The following is an 18,567-nucleotide window of genomic DNA, read 5'->3' as shown; positions in this document are numbered from 1 at the left end:
CCATGTCATGTGCACAATCCTTTATTAGAAAGCAAAAGATTGTTAACTTTGTAATTTTGCCTTCTTCTGATCTTTCCTTTTTCCCCATGGTTTTAAATATGAAATGACAGCCAAGAAAAGCAAGATTGAAAAACTGATCGCTGTTCCTATAAATAACATTTCTCGATTTTCAAGATATAGAGGGTTTTGTAAAGGATGAAGTGAACTAGAGAATATTGGTTTAAAATTATCATGTATCCACATTCTCATGAAATTACCACCAAACGTTACCGCTACAATATTTCCGATCCATTTCGCCATCACCCAATAATGCTTCGTCATTCCCCAATGGGTTCGTACAGCTAACCAAACTCCTGTAATAAGAGAAGTAAACGCACCAGGAATAATTAAAAACCAATCAAAAAATTGGATAAATAAGTGTGCAGCATAGATAAGATCTTGGTCTGTTATAAAGGTTGTAGAAAGTGCTAATAGGAGCGTGCCAAACATGCCGCTGAAATATATAATTACCGAGATGATATGAGCGATGAGCCACCCATTTTTCCCCTTCATACTTAACTTTTTCGATTTTCTCTTCCCAAACCATGTTAGTACTCCAACGATGGATAATAGAATGACAAGAATCACTAATAAATCAAAAAATAATCTCAATTATGTTCCCCCTGTAATTAAAAGGCTCTTTTTGTATAGTTGGTTGCTATTGTAGAGGAGAAAGTAATAGTTGATTTCCGCTCCAGGATGCTCGCTTTCCGCGGGGCTGGCGGTGAGCCTCCTCGGCTGCGCCTGCGGGGTCTCACCTGTCCAGCTATTCCCGCAGGAGTCGAGCATCCTTCCGCTCCAATCAACTTTCTGAGCATGAATCCTTAATGGAAAACAATTAAAACAAGAATTTAGCAAACAATCTCATTTAAGGTAAGTAGAGATTGATTTACCTTTAGAAAGAAGTTTTTTTCTTGCATACCTTGAAGCTCTGTCATGAAAATTCTGTTAAAGATGGTGAGGGGAACTGCGCAGACTCCGGCGGATTTTGGCGTGCCAAGACCCCGTTCAGCTAAGCTTAAGCTGAGGAGGCTCGGCCGAACGCTAGCTGCAAGCGGAGGAGTTCCCCTCACCATCCAGCATAAACTGGTTGACAGAGCCCTGGCAGATTCTATGCTAGAAAACAACAATCTTTGCGAAAAGAGCCAATTAAAAAGATCATGTAGCCAGCTACATTAGATAGATGATTTAGATTCTTCGATTCATTCTACTTCTCGAATCATTTTTTCCATAGAAGCTACACGTTCACGGAGGTCAGTTAAATCTTCGGACATTTTCTTTTGTACCAAGATAGATTCTTCGGCAAGCTTGCGATATTCCTCATCTCTGGCGATTTCACGACTATTCATTGACTTTGCCCGTGAATTCTTGAAAAATTGTGTTACGATAACGACTCCTACCACAGTAAATAATAAAATCATTCCAAAGGCAAATAGCATTCCTGCATAATCCATGGTCATTTTCTTTTCCCCTCACTTTTAGATTTTTTAATGGTTAATGTTTTTGTAACTTCGGCTATGTTTTCTGGAGTTATCTGCAAATAAAATGGTGTGATTTCGTAATAATTCATTGCCTTTCCATCCTCTGATAACTCTAAGTTGCTTGCGACTAACCCAGCATTCTCCAACCGTTTGAGGTGCATATAAAGCAGTGGACGACTCATTTCCATCTCACGTGCAAGCTGGCTGACATAGATCCGTCTGCCCTTCAATAGAGCAATGATCTGTAACCGATGTGGGTTAGACAAAGCCTCCAGCATTTTAATAAAATCATCTCCAGAAGGTAATAATGATGACAATTCTTTATTTTCATCCATAAGTATAAGGCATGAATATCCCATTCCCTCCTTCATCAAAAGTTCCAGTCCTGAACAAAGATTATTAAGGTACACACACCTGTAATATGTTTCTTACACGTGTACCTGTAATAAATATATTACAGGTGTCTATTTCTTGTCAATGTAGAATTGTATTGTTTATCCCAACTATTTACTCCTTTAAAACAGCGGACAGATAAATTTAAAAGCCGACTCCCTGGACCATAAGGAATCGACTTTTTTAATTTGTCTTTTTTTAGGTTTTCGCAAAGATTGTTGTTTTATAGGTGTTGGACGACGCGTACGGCGTGAAATTCTAGATCATCAAGAAATCGTTTCATTACTTGTCAGAATCAGAAACGAAATTAAGAAAATTGTCGGCATTTCTCACTCATCTACTAATCAAGTCTTACTTCATACGACTTTTCATCTATTTTAAGAAAATTCCGTCTAATCTTCCAAAATTGAAAAATTTTGTCCTATAATAGAATTTAAGTTTTGTATAGACTGTAAGGCTTACATATATCTACCGGCTTATACTGGGAATCGGAATTCACCATAAATGAGATATACAACAATGCGATGTTTCCAGCACCTCAATTCGTTGATGGACCATAAAATTAAAATTAAGGAGAAAATAAATGACCTGGTTAATTTCTACTTTACTTGCTGTTTCTGTCGCTTGGTTAGCTTATAAAGTAAAAAAGGAAAAGGCTAAACAAAAAGATATGAGAAACAACCATTACGAAGAGTTAGCGGCTATTAAAGAATTACAAAAAGCTTCTATGGAAACGTCAGCAGCCAAATTCGATGAGAAGGTTATTCGTTTGTCCGAAACCTACAAACGAAAAATAGAGATGTTGATGATAGAAAATGAAGATATACGGAAAAATTATAGAAACCAAGGGGAAATCATCACCCATCAAATACTAGAAAACTTCAAATCGGATCTGATTAGTAATCAAATCATATCACCAGATGAAATGATAATTATGCCGAACATTTTTATACCAGAAATAAACGGTAATAGCCGGCAGATCGATCACCTTGTACTTTTATCAACCGGTATATATGTAATAGAAACAATAAACTGGAAAGGCCACATAGTAATGGGATTGACAAGAGGGGGCAGCCGCAAATTTTCTTTTTTAGCAGATTTATTAGACAGTGAAAAAGAGGAATCGCTTATATTTGATAAAGATGAGTCGGGAGCATTAACTTTAAAGACTTATGAAAATCCTATAAGTCAAGTTCAACAGACAGCTGTCATCCTATCGAATTATTTAAAAAGTCAAGATATTGAAACGTGGGTAAACCTCTTGGTATTCTTTAATCACGATGAAAAAGAGCTACACGATTGGTCGGATAACAGCATAGTTAAGAGGTTTACAAATAGTGAGCAATTACAACAGTTTTTTATAAATGAACTTACATCCCAAAAAAGAATATATGGAGCTTTTCAGCTTAATAATATAAAGCATCTTATCGAAAGCGCTAATCATATTAATTAATAGATATGTAGTACCCAATCAAAAGTCGCTGTGCAGATACACTGTCATTGTTCTATTATTTAGATCAATGGTCAAAGGATAGGGCTGATAGCCATATGCGAGGATAAAGCCCTATATGGAAGAACGATTTTGATTTCCCATTCTGCACAGATTTTCAAGACAAGTGCCCGATTCTTGAATAAAGCATTTGTCCATTTACATATAGTTGGTTAAAAGTTTTAATGATGATCCCACCAACCTAGTTTAAGTTAGTGGCTTACAAATCGGCTAAACCATTCGCCTTTGTACTATCAAGCAAACAGGGTATTACCTCCAAACTTCACATCTGTTTGATACATATTGAGAGGTATTCCCCTGCCTGTTTGCTGTAATTACACGAAAAGCAAAGTAACACCAGCTACCAATAAAGTAACCGTTACTGCAATCGTGGATTTTTGTTGAGTTTTATTCATTTTATGATACAGATAAACAAACATCTCCTTCACCTCCTTTCTTTTAGTCAAAGTCACTATTCTCGAAGATAAATACTTCTTCGATACTTACATGAAATTGACGAGCAATTTTTATGGCGAGCTTTAAGGAAGGGTTATATTCTCCTTTTTCCAGAAAGCTGATTGTCTCTCTTCTTACTCCGACTGCTTTTGCAAGTTCTAATTGAGTCATATTGTATTTGGCTCTGTATTCCTTGATATTCGTTTTCATTCATTCGAGGCCTTTCTTATTCTTTGTAATAAGCCATGATAAGGATAAAGACAATACCATCCCTAATATCCCAAAAATTAAGGTGTCGTCACTATCCAAGTATTTTCGGAAAGCGAGTAAAGCAATCCATATATATAAGGAGAAGAAGTATGCCCTACCAGCCGAATAGTATCTCACCTTTTTCGATCTTTCATCATCAGAGGGTAAACCATGTTTGAATTCAGGGAATAACTTTTTCATTATCAATGAAATATAACCAACAAAGCTTATTAAACCAATCAACAATAAAGCTGCTGATAAATATTCATTAGCCCCCAATATATTGAAAATTTGAATAAGCATACCTACCACAATACCTAATGAAATAACCCCTAAAACGATAAATTTAATTTTCAAAGTAAGCCCTCCTTATGTTAGAAATATATAACTTCATGTTATAAATATATAACATTTTAAATTTTTATGTCAATAGGCTTTCAAGCATTTTTCGTTTTCCCCATAAGGAGGAGTAACACGTAAATGCGGATTTACAATATTAGGGGAAATCCAAATATAAAAAATCCTAATTTCTCGGTAGTGTAAGTGAGAAATTAGGATTTGGTTACTTCATAAAAGCATCTGCCTTCTTTTCAGCTTCGGCATTAGCTTTTGTTTCTGCTTCGACTTTCTTTAGAGACATCAAAACCTTTTTTGACAGTATCTAACCGTATTTGCACAGCTACAATTTCATTTGATATTGATTTCTCTACTTTTTGACAATTGTCCAGCTTTGGTTTCGTCAAATTCTGGACGTCCCCTTACATAAACATGGTCATGTTCGCCTTAAACTAAAAAAGCGTCAAAGAGACGCGTTTTAGTCTTGCCTGTAACCTTGTCGTCTAAAAGCCCAATATATCCCTCTGTCATAAAATTTGACACCAAAGAGTCGGATTAAAGCAATGATTAGAAAACCTACCAGAATCCCCGTCATGTTGGTCATCACATCCACAACATCCGTGATACCTAGGCGAAAAACATATTGAGAGAGCTCAATCAGCAGGACCAATGCCACCCCCACGAACATTGTCCGCCAGAAACCTCGCAACAGCAGATAAAGCATCCAACCAATAGGAATAAAAATCAGGATATTGGCCAAAGTTTCTATAGTATTATTCCAGAAGACCGCCTGCCACTGCAGATTAACCCCGGTAATGCCATCGCCATAAGTCTTGAAAAGAATAAAAATCATGCTGCTTAGAAAATACATGATGCCTTCCAACCAAACAAACCATTTGTAAAAAAGCCCACGGCAAAGCTGATAAATATTAGCCACAAAAAACAGACTGGTCAAAAGATAGAGAGCCGTGGCTGGCCAGATACTATCAAAAGCAGCCATTCCAAACATGAGCATAAGCAAAAAGCGCCCAAAGCCCCCATAAAACCATAGATAGGCGCCCAAAAATGGAAGAAAAAGAATAGTTGTAAAAATAAGTGCTGTTTTTTTAGTCATGTACCATAATGCCTTTCATTAATTTCGTTAGTTTCATTCCGAATCAGGAAACACCGTCACAATCACACCATCGATATTGTTACCTGAAATTTCATAACGATGATTGGCAGGCACATGTATGGTCGTATTTTTAGTAACAGGATAATAAGAAATCTCATAGTTTTCCCCATTTAAACTAGATGAAATGGTTTTTTTTTCTTTTAGGTATTCCATATATTCTTCTAAAACGAAGTTCTTTTCTTTCATTATCGCGCTATGAGGGAAACCAACATAGCGGATGTGCCATGGCTCATATTGAATTCCTGTTATGTCCGTTTTATCCTCTGGATAACGTAAAATAAACCCGTATTTCCAAGCGTTTTCTTCTATCCACTTTCCTTCTGGTGCATCAGCCATTTTCATTTGAGTAGATCCTACATCAAGGGATAAGCCCAGATTGTGTTCACTATAGCCAGGTGGCAAGGCATAGGCAGAACCCATATCTTGATAAAGGACACTTTGCTCACCAAAGTCTCGAAAGCCGCTTGTAATGGCGAAATATTGAAGGCCATCTTTTTCAGCAGCTGCAACCATCTCTGAGAATTCATGTGCAACATCCTCTGACAAATGAATGTCACTGCCTAACAACACGTAACCTTGTGCCAATTCATAGTTTGCAGATAAATTGACAATATCCGATTTAATACTCTCTTGGTGAACAGGATATTCACTATTGACCAAAAGCAGATCTCCTTGATAGATTTGATCTTCTGAAATTTCATTTTTTTTGATATCTCTATTAACTCTTACACCCTCTGCTATATCAATTTTAGGTTGGTCATAGTGTTGTATTTTTACTTTTGGATCAGAAAGAGGTTCCATATTTACGAAAGTTAACCCTAGGCAAAATAATAAAAATAATAAAAAGCCCCACTTCTTCATTAATCAGTTTCCTCCTTAATCTTATTTGCTTATAAGTGTAGGGAAAACTATTTAAAAAAAGAGTGGGGTAAATTTTAAATTTTTCTTAAATCCTTTTCTCGGACTTTATACTTGATCTTTTTTTCCACTATCCTCCGGTAAGCGCACTTCAAAACTGGTACGTAATATACTGCTTTCGGCAGTAATGGTCCCATCATGCTGCTCCACAATATTCTTGGCAATGAACAGGCCGATCCCGGTGCCACCTCCTTGATGAGTTCGTGCTTTGTCACCGGTATAAAACATATCAAAGAGATAGGGCAATTCATCCTGAGGAATGGGATCTCCATAATTCACAACCTGAACAACCACTTTCCCAGAATCAATATAGCCGTTAATATCCACAAACTGGCCATCGTTACCATAGCGATTCGAATTGGTAAGTAGATTTTCAAACACACGTGCTAATAGCTCTCCATCACCCAATACAGGTAAATGCGGAGTCACATTCACTCTGGCAATCAAATCATTCTTCTCGAAGACAGGATACAATTCTTCCTTTAATTGATTAAGGAGGTCACTTAAATTTATATGATCTTTTTTAATTGGCAATATGCCATAGTTCATTCGCGTTATTTCAAATAATTCATCAATAAGTCTTTCTAAACGCTGAGATTTTGTAAAGGCAATCGTTAAAAAATGTCTGACTTGTTCTTTCGTTAAATTCTCATCTTTAAGGATTAAATCTAAATAACCTAAAACGGAGGTGAGCGGTGTACGTAGATCATGAGCTAAATTTACGACTAACTGCTCTTTACTACTTTCCGAAAAGTCACCTCTTTCTATGGCTTGTTCCAATTTTTCACTTGCCAGATTAATGCTTTGTGCAAGATCACTAAATTCATCATTTGACAATATTTGAACTCGATGCTTAAAGTCACCCTGAGCGAGATAATGAATTCCTTTTGAAATCTCATTGAAATAAGCAGAATAGGGTTTTGTAAGTAAAAAGAAAAAGAATATCGAAAGCAGGGTAAATACTAGTAAAAAGACGTTAAGGTCACCAAAATTTCCTATGATATTGCGAAAATAAGCTAGTGTATCTCCATAATTAACATTTGAATAATAATACAATTGGAGTCCTTTAAAGAGTAAGTATGTTATGGCGCTAGACAACAACATGCTTAAGCCTAACAACATTATCATTTTAGAACGAAAGCCTCGTAGAATATTACCCATTAAATGTATACCCCACGCCCCATACGGTTTTTATAAATTTATTTTTCCGTTTATCCTCATCAAGTTTTTTTCGTAATGTACGAATATGGACCATTACGGTATTCCCACCTTCAAAGTATGCATCGCCCCATACCTGCTGAAAAATATTTTCCACACTAAAAACTTTCCCTGGGTGACTGGCTAGTAAGTACAAAATATCAAACTCTTTCGGCGTAAGTTCGATATTTTCACCATATAGAATAACTTTACGTTGATCAGGAGAAATAACTAATCCACCAGTTTCCACGTAGGCTTTATTTTCTGTACCGGTTTTAGGTTGGTTTAGCTTCAAAAAACGGCGGAGCTGAGCATTTACACGAGCCACCAATTCTATCGGGGTGAAAGGTTTAGTCATATAATCATCTGCCCCAATTACCAGGCCCTGTACTTTATCGAAATCAGATGTTTTGGCACTCAAAAATATGATTGGCATATTATGTTGTTCCCGAATGCGGCGGGTGACTTCATATCCATCCATTTTCGGCATCATGATATCCAAAATCAGCAAATCAATGACCTGAGTCTCGACAACACGAACAGCCTTTTGTCCATCCGATGCTTTAATCACATGGTATCCTTCTTTTTCTAAATGGATGGCAATCAGATTTGCAATTTCCTCTTCATCATCTGCTATTAAAATTGATAAACGTTTCATTTATTTCACTCCTATGTAAAGTGATATTCAGTAAATATCCATCAAGCCTTTCCAACCGACAAAAATTCGTTTTTTTGGTAGGGACGCTTCATCATCATGATAGTAACATTCGTGGCAGCTAATTGAATAATTTAGGGCGTTCATTTATTTTCTATTATTTTCTCCATAATAATACTCTTTGGATAAATTATATATAACGGCAATGAGATTCCTCATTTCCTTCTCTTCATCCACTACGAGTATTGTATATTTACTCATAAAAAAACTTCCAATTGTCAATAAACTTATGTGATAGTTTAAATGAAATTTCTTAAAAAAATAATGGGGGAATTCTTAACTTTTTCTTAAGTTAATATTTTATTGTGCATGAATTACATTTTAAGTTATATTCTTCTTTCACAATATGAACCGTTCATCTATTTTATAAAACTACACAACTGTAAATTTGTAAAAAAATGGATAAAATTGATACTAATAACCTTTGGTTCTTCTTTAATTAAAGCGCCCTATAATGAATAACTTAGAGCTTTATTTCATTTACTTTAATATCCCTCATTTCGCTTTTGGAGATATTAGAAAATAAATGTGGAAAAATTAAGTTATAGGGATAAAGATTTTTTTACAGCTTTTTTTATATTTCTTCGACATGTAAATAAATAATAAATATTTGTGTCATATTAAAATGTAAAGTTCCCTATATGAGGTGATATGATGGAATATACATTACAAATAATAAAAATTTTAGGACGAATTGTCACCATTTTGCCACTGGCACTATTTGCAACACTTTATATGGGGAAACGCTCCATAGGTGAATTGCCGGTGTTTGATTTTTTAGTCATTTTAACTTTGGGTGCTGTAGTTGGCGCTGATATTGCAGACCCAAAGATTAATCATATATATACAGCGATTGCCGTTATTGCAATAGCTTTACTACAGAAATTAGTTGCAACTTGGAAAATCAAAAATCGTAAAATAGGCCGTTTGTTAACATTTGAACCTACAATGGTTATTTATCAAGGACAATTTTTAGTGAGCAAAATGAAAAAAATACAGTATCCTATTGATACCATTTTACAGATGTTAAGAGAACAAAAAATTTTTAATGTACAGGGTGTTGAATTAGCTATAGTTGAAGCAAATGGAAATTTATCCGTTAAATTGTATCCTGAAAAGGAAGTTGCACGCGTCGAACATATTCTACCAAAACCGAATGTACTTAATAAGGGAATTGATGTACCAGTAGTTATTGAAGGAGAGATTTATGAAAAGGCCCTAAATTCAAGGAATTTAAATGAATCCTGGCTTTATGAGGAGTTAGAAAGAAAAAATATTTTCGATGTAAAGGATGTCTTTTATGCTGCTGTTAACGATATGAATGAACTACATGTAAGCATAAAAAATACAAATAATCTTCAAAACCTTCCACCTATTCTACACTAGAAAAGGCAGGTTTGAATTTTTATATTTCTAATTATATAAATCTGACTATAAATGGGGTTTTATGTAGATTCTTAATCAAAATAATTGCCCGTTTGTTGAATAAAAATACCCTTTAATTTTTATACAGGATTTTGTACGAACTTTATTACATTATCAAGACCTAACTCGCAAAAAGTCATAAAAAATAAAGAGTGAAACCTATTAGTAGTCTTCAGCTTTTGCTCCTGTTTAAACAGAAGCACCCAATGAAAACAGGGCCATCGCCAAGTCAAGAATGGCGACCGATTCCTGTTGTTAACATGGTTTTCAAGAAAATCTAACTAACAAAAATCAGGTGAGCGACACCTGATTTTTTGTTATATTTCTGCTATTTGATATATTCTTTACTGGCTAATACATTGGAAATCACATCGGTCGGAATGGTAAATTCACAAACACCCATATACCCTGGTGCGACTTCGTATTTATTGAATACGATAACAAGTTTTCCTTTATCGTTAATATAAAAGCTTTGATCTTTGGCAATGGTTTTAAAGCCCAATTCACCATCCAGCCAATAAAATTTGTCGGGGTTTGCTTCCATTTGTCTCCTCATCTGTTCCTTAATATTTTCGTTTATCAGGTTAAGATAACTATCATTCTTAAATAAACTTGGCAAGGTTATCAAAAGTTCATTCTTCTTGTCGATCGTATCATAGGTATATTCGGAGTAAGAATTCACCGTGCTTACAACATATCTGCCTATAGCAAGAATTTGATCATTGTCAGTTTTGATATCATATCCGCTTTCTACACCCAGATGACCTCCGCCATTCTCCTTTACTGATTCCATTTCCGCCATAAAATCTTTGTATAGTTTTTTACTTTCTTCCAGGTATTTTTTGTTCAAGGTGGATTCTAATGTTTTATTTTCCATATTCGTAATGACAGGTACTTTTATTTCCGTTTTGGAAGTTCCCTCATCAACTTTAAATTCTGTAAAAGTTATCACCTTAACGAGCGAGCCAAAAATAGGTACTCCTGATAATGTATTTGCAAGGCTTGGACTCGCATTGACCCCTGTGATGAATATCAGAGCCGCTGCTCCGACCCCAATAAGACGCTTCATCATGTTCACATTTCTTTTCTTTTTTTGCTTGAGGGCTTTTTTCACGATGAAATCCAATTCATCTGGGATAGGTGTATTCTTATATTCTTTTCTCAAAGCTTCCAATTTCTTGTCCATTATACTAATTCCCCCTCGGCAATGATGATCCGTAATAGTTTTAATCCCCTGTAAAGTCGTGATTTCACTGTATTAACATTTTCATCCATTATTTCCGCTATTTCCTCCAATTTTAAATCTTCAAAGAAGCGAAGAATAATAACGGTTTTGTACTGAGTGGGTAATTCATCCAAAGTATTGTAAAGGTCAATGTCATGGTATGCATCTACTTTTCCCTGACTTAAAAATTCAATCATTTGATCATCCACAAGGGTGATTTTCTTTTGTTTTCTTAAAAAATCAATCGACGTGCGAACGACAATTTTATAAAACCAACTTTTAATCGATCCTGATTTTTGAATGGTATCGATAGACAGAAGTGCTTTTTTTATTGATTCCTGGACGATATCCAAGGCATCCTCTTGATTTTTTACATAACTGAACGCCAAACGATAAAAATCCTCTTTGTGATCATTCATACAGGTGACGAATAGTTCATTCACATCTTTTTTCTTCATTAGTTCAAAGAGCCCCTTTTTGCAAAATACTTTATTTTTATAAGCTATTCGAAGTTTAGACGAAGAAACGTCATTAAAAAGTTTCATTCGCATATTTGAGAATTCAGTCCACCATTAAAAAAAATTCTGGGTTTGACAATTAGACCATCCTATTCTATCTCTTTAAGCAAACTATGTTGAATAGAAAATAATGTATTTTATTATTATTTCTTTATCTTTTTATGAAACTAAATGATTGGGTGTTCACGTCTATTCATGGAGATGATTTTTGCTCCTCAACCATAATTTTAAATATCATGACAACCTTGAGGAGCAGTATAGATTATTGGAGGAATAAATTATGTCAGGCAAAAAACCAAATCACCGTTATATCCATGGATTGGATGGACTTAGAGCTCTAGCTGTACTATTTGTTATTGCTTATCATTTTAACTTCAGTTGGGCTAGGGGAGGGTTCCTCGGAGTAAATATCTTTTTCGTTTTATCAGGATACTTAATCACGTCGATCATGTTGCCGGCACAAGGGCAGCGATTTACAATTAATTTGCGTGATTTTTGGATTGGACGTATGAAGCGTCTACTTCCGGCAGCCTATGTCATGATTTTGCTTACTATCATTTGGGTGACGTTATTTAACAGAGAACTTCTTCATACAGTAAGAGGAGATGCAATCTCTTCTATTTTTTATACAAGTAATTGGTGGTTTATCTTTCATGAAGTTTCATATTTTGATAGTTTTGGCTCCCCTTCACCGTTGAAGAATTTATGGTCGTTAGCAATAGAGGAGCAATTTTATATCATTTGGCCGATTGTGTTGGCAATTGGTCTATACATATTTAATAAGCAAAGCAAGTTTGCGATTTATGTCTTTAGCGGTGCAATCTGTTCTGCCATGTTAATGTCTCTGCTCTATGAACCCGGGACCGATCCCAGTCGTGCTTACTACGGGACCGATACCCGTTCATTTGAACTGTTGATTGGATGCTGGTTGGCTCTTGTTTGGCCAATGAAGAGACTCTCGTCCAAAAAGCTTTCAGTCAAGCTTCACAATACACTGAATATAACAAGTATCATTTCATTGGTCATCTTCATTTCTTGCGTATTATTTGTAGATGAATATCAGGTGTTTTTGTACAGGGGAGGCATGTTCCTGATTTGTATGAATGCTGCGATCCTGATCGCTTGTGTTTGTCATCCGGCAAGCCTATTAGGGAAATTACTCGCCTGGAAACCTCTATGCTGGATAGGTACAAGATCTTACGGAATCTACTTATGGCATTACCCAGTGATCGTGTTGAGCACTCCCGTTTATGAAATAGGAAATCCTGCATACTGGCGTGTCGGTTTGCAGCTAGCTGTTACATTCATCATTGCGGAACTGTCTTATCGTATTATTGAAATGCCGATTCGAAAACATGGATTCCGATCATGTTTTCGGAGGTACTTTGTCATCAATAGGATAAAGTGGAGAAGCTTTTCTTTTGGCAGAAAGATAGTATCGGGGCTCACCCCTTTAGTCCTATTGGTGTTTATTACCGGGATCACGGGTATGGTAAAAGGTGAAGAACAAAAGGATGTAATGGTGTCATATCCAGATAAAGTAAAAATAAGTGGTGAAGCGCCTTCTGGCAGTAAAAATACCGATACGAATAAGGAAAGCACTGAGCATCCTTCACCAGGAACCGAACAGATCAAAGAAACACCCCAAAAGGAGAAAAGTGATATACCTCTAAATCAACCGTATACGGGAATACTGGCCATTGGAGATTCTGTTATGATAGATATTGCTCCAAACTTGCAAAAACTATTTCCTGACATAACGATTGATGCGAAAATTGGAAGACAAGTTTCACAAACTATCAAATTAGCCCCTGGTTATGCCGATTTTAATCATCCGGATAAAGCAGTCATCATTCAACTAGGAACAAATGGTTATTTTACTAACCATCAAATGGACACATTACTCAGCGCTTTCTCGCAGGCTCATATTTATTTAGTCAATACACGTGTTCCGCGCTCATGGGAAGGCAAAGTGAATCAAGCATTATATAAAAAATCTCAAGAGTATGAGAATGTTACGTTGATTGATTGGCATTCCGAAGCAATTGACCACCCAGAATATTTTGCAGGAGACGGTGTCCATTTGTTACCAAAAGGAATTGAAACCTTAACAGATCTCATCAACCAATCTATCATTCATTTAGATTTAGAATAATTTTTGATCAAATTGATACGAATAACCTTAACAATATATTCGTATAAATCCTCCAGCCTCTCACATTAGAAAAAGTCATTTGCAGAGGTTTTTCTATGATGTGGTGTGACCACCAAAAGTTAGAGTTTATTTTAAACAGCTATTTGGCTGGTGTGAAGACGGTACTGAACCGGACTCACGCCAGCCAATTTTTGTTTAATCTGCTTCCTTGAGCACTCATAACAAGTGTTTCATAATTCCACTTAATTTCGCTTATATTCTGGATGATAGCTCCAGAAAAAGTAGGATATAAGACCTATATATCAAGGAATATAAACCTTCCCAAAACCCCGATTGCCGATTGCTCTATTTATTAGGAAAATAATAAAAAGTGGTACGCACTTTTTTTCCGAATGAAAGGAGTTGATGGGGTTTTTTGATGGCCAAACATGTTCTGTCACCATAATTGCCATTCCTGTAAATATCAAAGCATGTGTGACTAGCAAAACTAGCTTTGGGTATTCTCAGCACCTATGAAACTACTAGATATGGAGCATATTTACAAATTCTTTTTTTAGAGAAAGGGTTGATCCGAAATTGAATAAGAAATCTCTATTTCTATCTAAAGTAGTATCTACAAGTTTTATAGCGGTTAGCTTGATATTTTCTAGTACTCTTCCGGCTTTTGGAGAACCTGCTGATCAAAGCAATATTACAAACGTAGAACTCTATCTACAGCATGTTACGAAGGAAGACAGAGACCGAATCCATAACAGCCAGGAATTTGGGGAAGAAAACAAATATCTCTCTCCTACTCTCGACACAGTAAGTAAAAAAGAAGTAAACATCATTGTTCAATTCGCCCAAGAGCCTGTTAAATTAGGAGTAAAAAAGAGTGCTGAAAATGGAAAAACACTATCTCTAAGCGAGGCTAACAAAAAAGTAGAGCAATCTCATCAGGATTTCAAGGGGAAAATAGGAAAGGCAAAAAAATCTATCCCTAGCCTAAATATCAAAAGAGAATATCGTCATGCCTTTAACGGTGTTTCGATGACAGTACCGGCTCATGAAGTACAAACGATTCTCTCCATGGATGGCGTAAATGCCATTTGGGAAGATAAGCAAGTAACAGTGGAACCACCCGTTACAGAAAATAATGAACAAACCAAAAGTGCCTCCCCTGCTCTAGATAGCATTTCCCATATCGGTGCAACAAAGCTTCATGAAGAAGGCATTACCGGAAAAGGCATAAAAGTTGGCGTTATTGACACCGGCATTGATTATACACACCCTGATTTAAAAGATGCATATAAGGGTGGATACGATTTTTTCAATAATGATATGGATCCGATGGAAACAACATACGAAGATTGGATAAAGTCCGGAGAGCTTGAAATACACCCTTTGAACGGATCAACATACTATACTGACCATGGAACTCATGTGTCTGGTACCATCGCTGGACAAGGAAAAAATGAGGCTGATTATGCAGTAACTGGGGTTGCACCAGGGGTGGAACTATATGCCTATAAGGTGCTAGGCCCATACGGTTCAGGCTCATTAAGTACAATTATAGCAGGGATCGATCAAGCAGTAGAAGACGGTATGGATGTTATTAACCTCTCATTAGGAAGCCCATCTAATAATCCACTTGATCCGTCCTCTATTGCTATTAATAACGCTGTGCAGGCAGGAACTGTTGCTGTTATAGCTGCTGGAAACTCAGGTAGCGATTTGTATACTCTAGGCTCTCCAGGAACTTCAGCATTAGCTTTGACAGTGGGTGCAAGTGATTATTCTATTACTATTCCAACAGCAGAAGGAACGGTATCATCTAGAGACAATCTTTCGTTAACCAATTTACGATTACTCGCAAAAAACTACAACGATGATTTAACTACACTGAAAGATGAAGCACTTTCCATCGTAAACGTAGGGCTGGGCTCTGTATACGATTACTGGGGAAAAGATGTTAATGGCAAAATTGCACTGATCGCCCGTGGTAATATTAGTTTAAACGAAAAGGTTATGAATGCTAAAAATCATGGAGCAAAAGCAGTATTGTTGTATAACGATAATCCTGAAGAAGGTCAAATCCCTTATTATCTAGGAGAAAGCTTTAAATTTATTCCTACTTTTTCACTGACGAATGAGCAAGGCTTGCAACTAGTAGAGCTGGTCAAGCAAGACAGCACTACATTCACACTCGATACAATTGGTGAGCTAAAGACGAACGGAGATACATTGGCTGACTTCAGCTCCCGCGGTCCTTCCAATAGAATTTATGATATTAAGCCCGAAGTCACCGCGCCAGGAGTAGCTGTGTATTCGAGTGTACCTGCTTACGTACATGGAGAAGAGCATCTTAATGATTATCAATATGCCTATCAAAGATTCTCTGGTACTTCCATGGCTGCACCACATGTAGCAGGAGCGGCAGCTCTACTCTTACAATCACACAAGGATTACAAGCCGGATGACGTAAAAGCTGCATTAATGAACACGGCTGACTCAATGCAGAAGGATTACAGTGTGTTTGAAGTTGGTGCTGGAAGAATTGATGTGTATGAAGCCGTTCACTCTGATGTACAGGTGAAAGTTCATGATCAAACTCCAAGCATTAAGGGTGATAAAGACATTACCATATCTGACGTTACAGGTGCATTAAGCTTCGGACCCCAGGTTATGAAAGAACGAAAGATAACCGATAATCGAAAACTAACCATTACCAATACAAGTAACCAAAGTAAAACATTTGATGTACAAGTGAAATTCAATCAAAACGTTCCAAGTGCAAAGGATGCAGCGAAAAATAAAGTGACGCTGGATGTACCAGAAACGATCACTGCAAAGCCAAACAAAACGCGTAAGCTAAAACCATCTATTCAAATTCCATCTGGGGCAGAGCTCGGCAATTATGAAGGGTACATCTATTTTACAAATAAAGAAAATCCTGAGGAAGAATATCAAATCCCATTTGGATTGAAATATATGGAGGAAGGCGTTAATGAAGTAGATGCATATTTTAAATCCTTCACAACAAGACGTGATTATAACCATGGCTATATGGGTTATACTCCAATCCTATTTTCACTTAACAGTGCCATGGAAACTGTCGATATTATATTGAAAGACGCGAAAACAGGCCAAGCACTAGGTATAATGGATTCATGGCAAGGTTTCTTCCCAGAACATAATCTTTATGGGATTGAATTTGGATTTGTCGGTTTATATTTCCCATTTACAGGAAACCCGGATAACCCTGTTGCCTATGCAAAAAAGCTTGCTGGTCCAGGAAAATATGAAGTAGAAATTGTTGCTACGAATAGAGAAAGCAAAACGTTCAAAAAGTCGGATACATTTTTCATTGAAAATACTCCTCCTGAAGTAAACATGAAGCAATTAGGCGGGGTATATGAGGTAAATGAAGAAGGCATGACGATTAAAGGCAACCTATACGACAAGCATGTAGACACGATGAAACGGAATGGGTTTGATTGGGATCAATCTTCCAAGACTATAGACAATAAGAGTAATAATGCAATTAATCTGATAAATCAAACGCAATACGCATCAACACCTCTTTCAATTGATAAGAATGGTAATTTCGAATTTAAAGCTGGACTGCTTGAAGGAAAAGATGTTACAAAGGTTACACTTCAAACATTCGATTATGCTATGAACGGAATGCAGAACCATCCTGATTTCACATACACACTCGTGAATCAAGGTCTGCCATATGCAAAGCTTGTTTCTAACAAAAACGATGCAAAATACGGAGAATCTGTAACTGTAACGCTAAGTGCACATCATATTGAAGATTTAACAGGTGGAGAGTTTACATTATCATTCCCTTCTGGCACATATGAGATGACAAATGTAGCTTTAAATAAAGAATTTACTGCATTTGCGGGGTCACATAACCTGAAAGCTGACCTAACAGCAGGAGATGTTACTACTGAAGGTAGTCAAAGCAATATCACTTTAAACACCGAGATAACAGGCGAAGCAGTACAGCCTATTCCAAACTCTATGCCGTTAATCGATGTAACATTTAAAGTAAACGAACATCCAAGCAGCTATATCAAGTGGATTCAAAATATTGATGTAGTAAATGCAAAAGCATTCTCATTAAATCAAGAACCGGTATCCATTCAAGGATTTGGACAAGGAGTGAATATCGTTCCAACCGTATCTCAGCTTGAAGGAGGCATTCTTGCAGATGGCTTCTTAGATAAATGGGGCACTTGGTTAGACTACACTAAGGATTTTTCTAAAGCTGGTATGACTATTCAAGCAGTTGGAGAAGACAGGAAAAAGTATACGGGCGAGTTTAACAGCAGTGCTCGTTATTTTCTAAAAAATCTTCCAACAACAGATCAAGCATATGACATAACAGTGAAAATACCAGGCCACTTTGACCGGCATGTAACAGTAAGTGATTTAAATGATATGCATCATGGCGAATCGGTTGGCCGTATGACCTACATTTTCTATGCATCGGTAATGGGTGGAGATGTAAATAATGATAATGTGATTGATATTAAGGATGCAGTAGCAATCCAAAAATATTGGGGATCGTACGAACGGAGCGCGGACATCAATTTTGATGGTATGGTAGATGAGAAGGATATGCAGTTTGTACAGGAAAACTACTTATCGCAAAACCCAGATATACAAAAAGCGCCGAAAGCGAAAAAGGTTTATAAAGGAAAAAGATTGGAAGATATTTTGAAAGAACTAAACATTCAATAGCCTTATGTCTTTACAAGGGATATCTCAAAGTTGCGAGATATCCCTCTTATTATTGTGGAATAC

Annotated in this window: 15 protein-coding genes; 4 read left to right on the top strand and 11 right to left on the bottom strand. The window is 36.5% G+C overall.

From position 1 onward, the window contains the following. Positions 1-42: 42 nt before the first annotated feature. The 3 genes from ACYH0O_RS05015 to ACYH0O_RS05005 all read right to left on the bottom strand — a co-directional run bounded on the left by ACYH0O_RS05015 (position 43) and on the right by ACYH0O_RS05005 (position 1,891). Entirely contained in the window at positions 43-651 is a 609-nt protein-coding gene (locus tag ACYH0O_RS05015; protein WP_482631423.1) for a DUF2269 family protein, read from the bottom strand. Positions 652-1,241: 590 nt separating this feature from the next. Continuing rightward, on the bottom strand, positions 1,242-1,499 hold the full coding sequence (locus ACYH0O_RS05010; RefSeq protein WP_149154070.1) for a hypothetical protein: 258 nt from the start codon (positions 1,497-1,499) through the stop codon (positions 1,242-1,244). Then, positions 1,496-1,891, bottom strand: a complete 396-nt coding sequence (locus ACYH0O_RS05005) for an ArsR/SmtB family transcription factor (protein ID WP_482631422.1) — start codon at positions 1,889-1,891, stop codon at positions 1,496-1,498. The genes ACYH0O_RS05010 and ACYH0O_RS05005 overlap by 4 nt, the downstream gene beginning before the upstream one ends. Before the next feature lie 605 nt (positions 1,892-2,496). On the opposite strand from ACYH0O_RS05005, the gene ACYH0O_RS05000 reads away from it, so the two are divergent. Then, positions 2,497-3,366, top strand: coding sequence for a nuclease-related domain-containing protein (locus ACYH0O_RS05000; protein WP_482631421.1), 870 nt, complete (start codon positions 2,497-2,499; stop codon positions 3,364-3,366). Between the two features lie 495 nt (positions 3,367-3,861). On the opposite strand, the gene ACYH0O_RS04995 is transcribed toward ACYH0O_RS05000, so the two are convergent. The 6 genes from ACYH0O_RS04995 to vanR all read right to left on the bottom strand — a co-directional run bounded on the left by ACYH0O_RS04995 (position 3,862) and on the right by vanR (position 8,390). Beyond that, a complete protein-coding gene (locus ACYH0O_RS04995) occupies positions 3,862-4,068 on the bottom strand; it encodes a helix-turn-helix transcriptional regulator (protein ID WP_482631420.1) in 207 nt (68 codons plus the stop codon). Then, a complete protein-coding gene (locus ACYH0O_RS04990) occupies positions 4,069-4,464 on the bottom strand; it encodes a hypothetical protein (RefSeq protein WP_482631419.1) in 396 nt (131 codons plus the stop codon). A gap of 457 nt (positions 4,465-4,921) precedes the next feature. Continuing rightward, entirely contained in the window at positions 4,922-5,557 is a 636-nt protein-coding gene (locus ACYH0O_RS04985; RefSeq protein WP_482631418.1) for a VanZ family protein, read from the bottom strand. Positions 5,558-5,590: 33 nt separating this feature from the next. Further along, a complete protein-coding gene (gene vanY, locus ACYH0O_RS04980; RefSeq protein ID WP_482631417.1) occupies positions 5,591-6,478 on the bottom strand; it encodes a VanY-A/VanY-F/VanY-M family D-Ala-D-Ala carboxypeptidase in 888 nt (295 codons plus the stop codon). A gap of 105 nt (positions 6,479-6,583) precedes the next feature. Then, positions 6,584-7,696 carry a sensor histidine kinase gene (locus tag ACYH0O_RS04975; RefSeq protein ID WP_482631416.1) on the bottom strand — a complete coding sequence of 371 codons (1,113 nt, stop codon included), beginning with the start codon at positions 7,694-7,696 and terminating at the stop codon, positions 6,584-6,586. Then, entirely contained in the window at positions 7,689-8,390 is a 702-nt protein-coding gene (gene vanR, locus ACYH0O_RS04970; RefSeq protein WP_482631415.1) for a vancomycin resistance response regulator transcription factor, VanR-F/VanR-M family, read from the bottom strand. The genes ACYH0O_RS04975 and vanR overlap by 8 nt, the downstream gene beginning before the upstream one ends. Before the next feature lie 708 nt (positions 8,391-9,098). Between vanR and ACYH0O_RS04965 the strand changes: the two genes are divergently transcribed. Continuing rightward, positions 9,099-9,833, top strand: coding sequence for a DUF421 domain-containing protein (locus ACYH0O_RS04965; protein ID WP_482631414.1), 735 nt, complete (start codon positions 9,099-9,101; stop codon positions 9,831-9,833). Between the two features lie 367 nt (positions 9,834-10,200). On the opposite strand, the gene rsiV is transcribed toward ACYH0O_RS04965, so the two are convergent. Further along, positions 10,201-11,058: an anti-sigma-V factor RsiV gene (rsiV, locus tag ACYH0O_RS04960; RefSeq protein WP_482631413.1), complete on the bottom strand. Its 858-nt coding sequence runs from the start codon at positions 11,056-11,058 to the stop codon at positions 10,201-10,203. Further along, a complete protein-coding gene (locus tag ACYH0O_RS04955; RefSeq protein WP_482631412.1) occupies positions 11,058-11,555 on the bottom strand; it encodes a sigma-70 family RNA polymerase sigma factor in 498 nt (165 codons plus the stop codon). Before ACYH0O_RS04955 ends, rsiV begins: the two co-directional genes overlap by 1 nt. A 340-nt stretch (positions 11,556-11,895) precedes the next feature. Here ACYH0O_RS04955 and ACYH0O_RS04950 point away from each other — a divergent pair, with 340 nt between their 5' ends. After that, positions 11,896-13,770 (top strand): acyltransferase family protein, encoded by a 1,875-nt coding sequence (locus ACYH0O_RS04950; protein WP_482631411.1) that lies wholly within the window; start codon positions 11,896-11,898, stop codon positions 13,768-13,770. 576 nt (positions 13,771-14,346) lie between these two features. After that, entirely contained in the window at positions 14,347-18,504 is a 4,158-nt protein-coding gene (locus tag ACYH0O_RS04945) for a S8 family serine peptidase (protein ID WP_482631410.1), read from the top strand. Positions 18,505-18,567: the final 63 nt, after the last annotated feature.

Source organism: Rossellomorea sp. H136 (genome assembly GCF_056838065.1).
The sequence above is the reverse complement of the archived record's forward strand: the minus strand, read 5'-3'. Positions and strand labels throughout refer to the sequence as shown.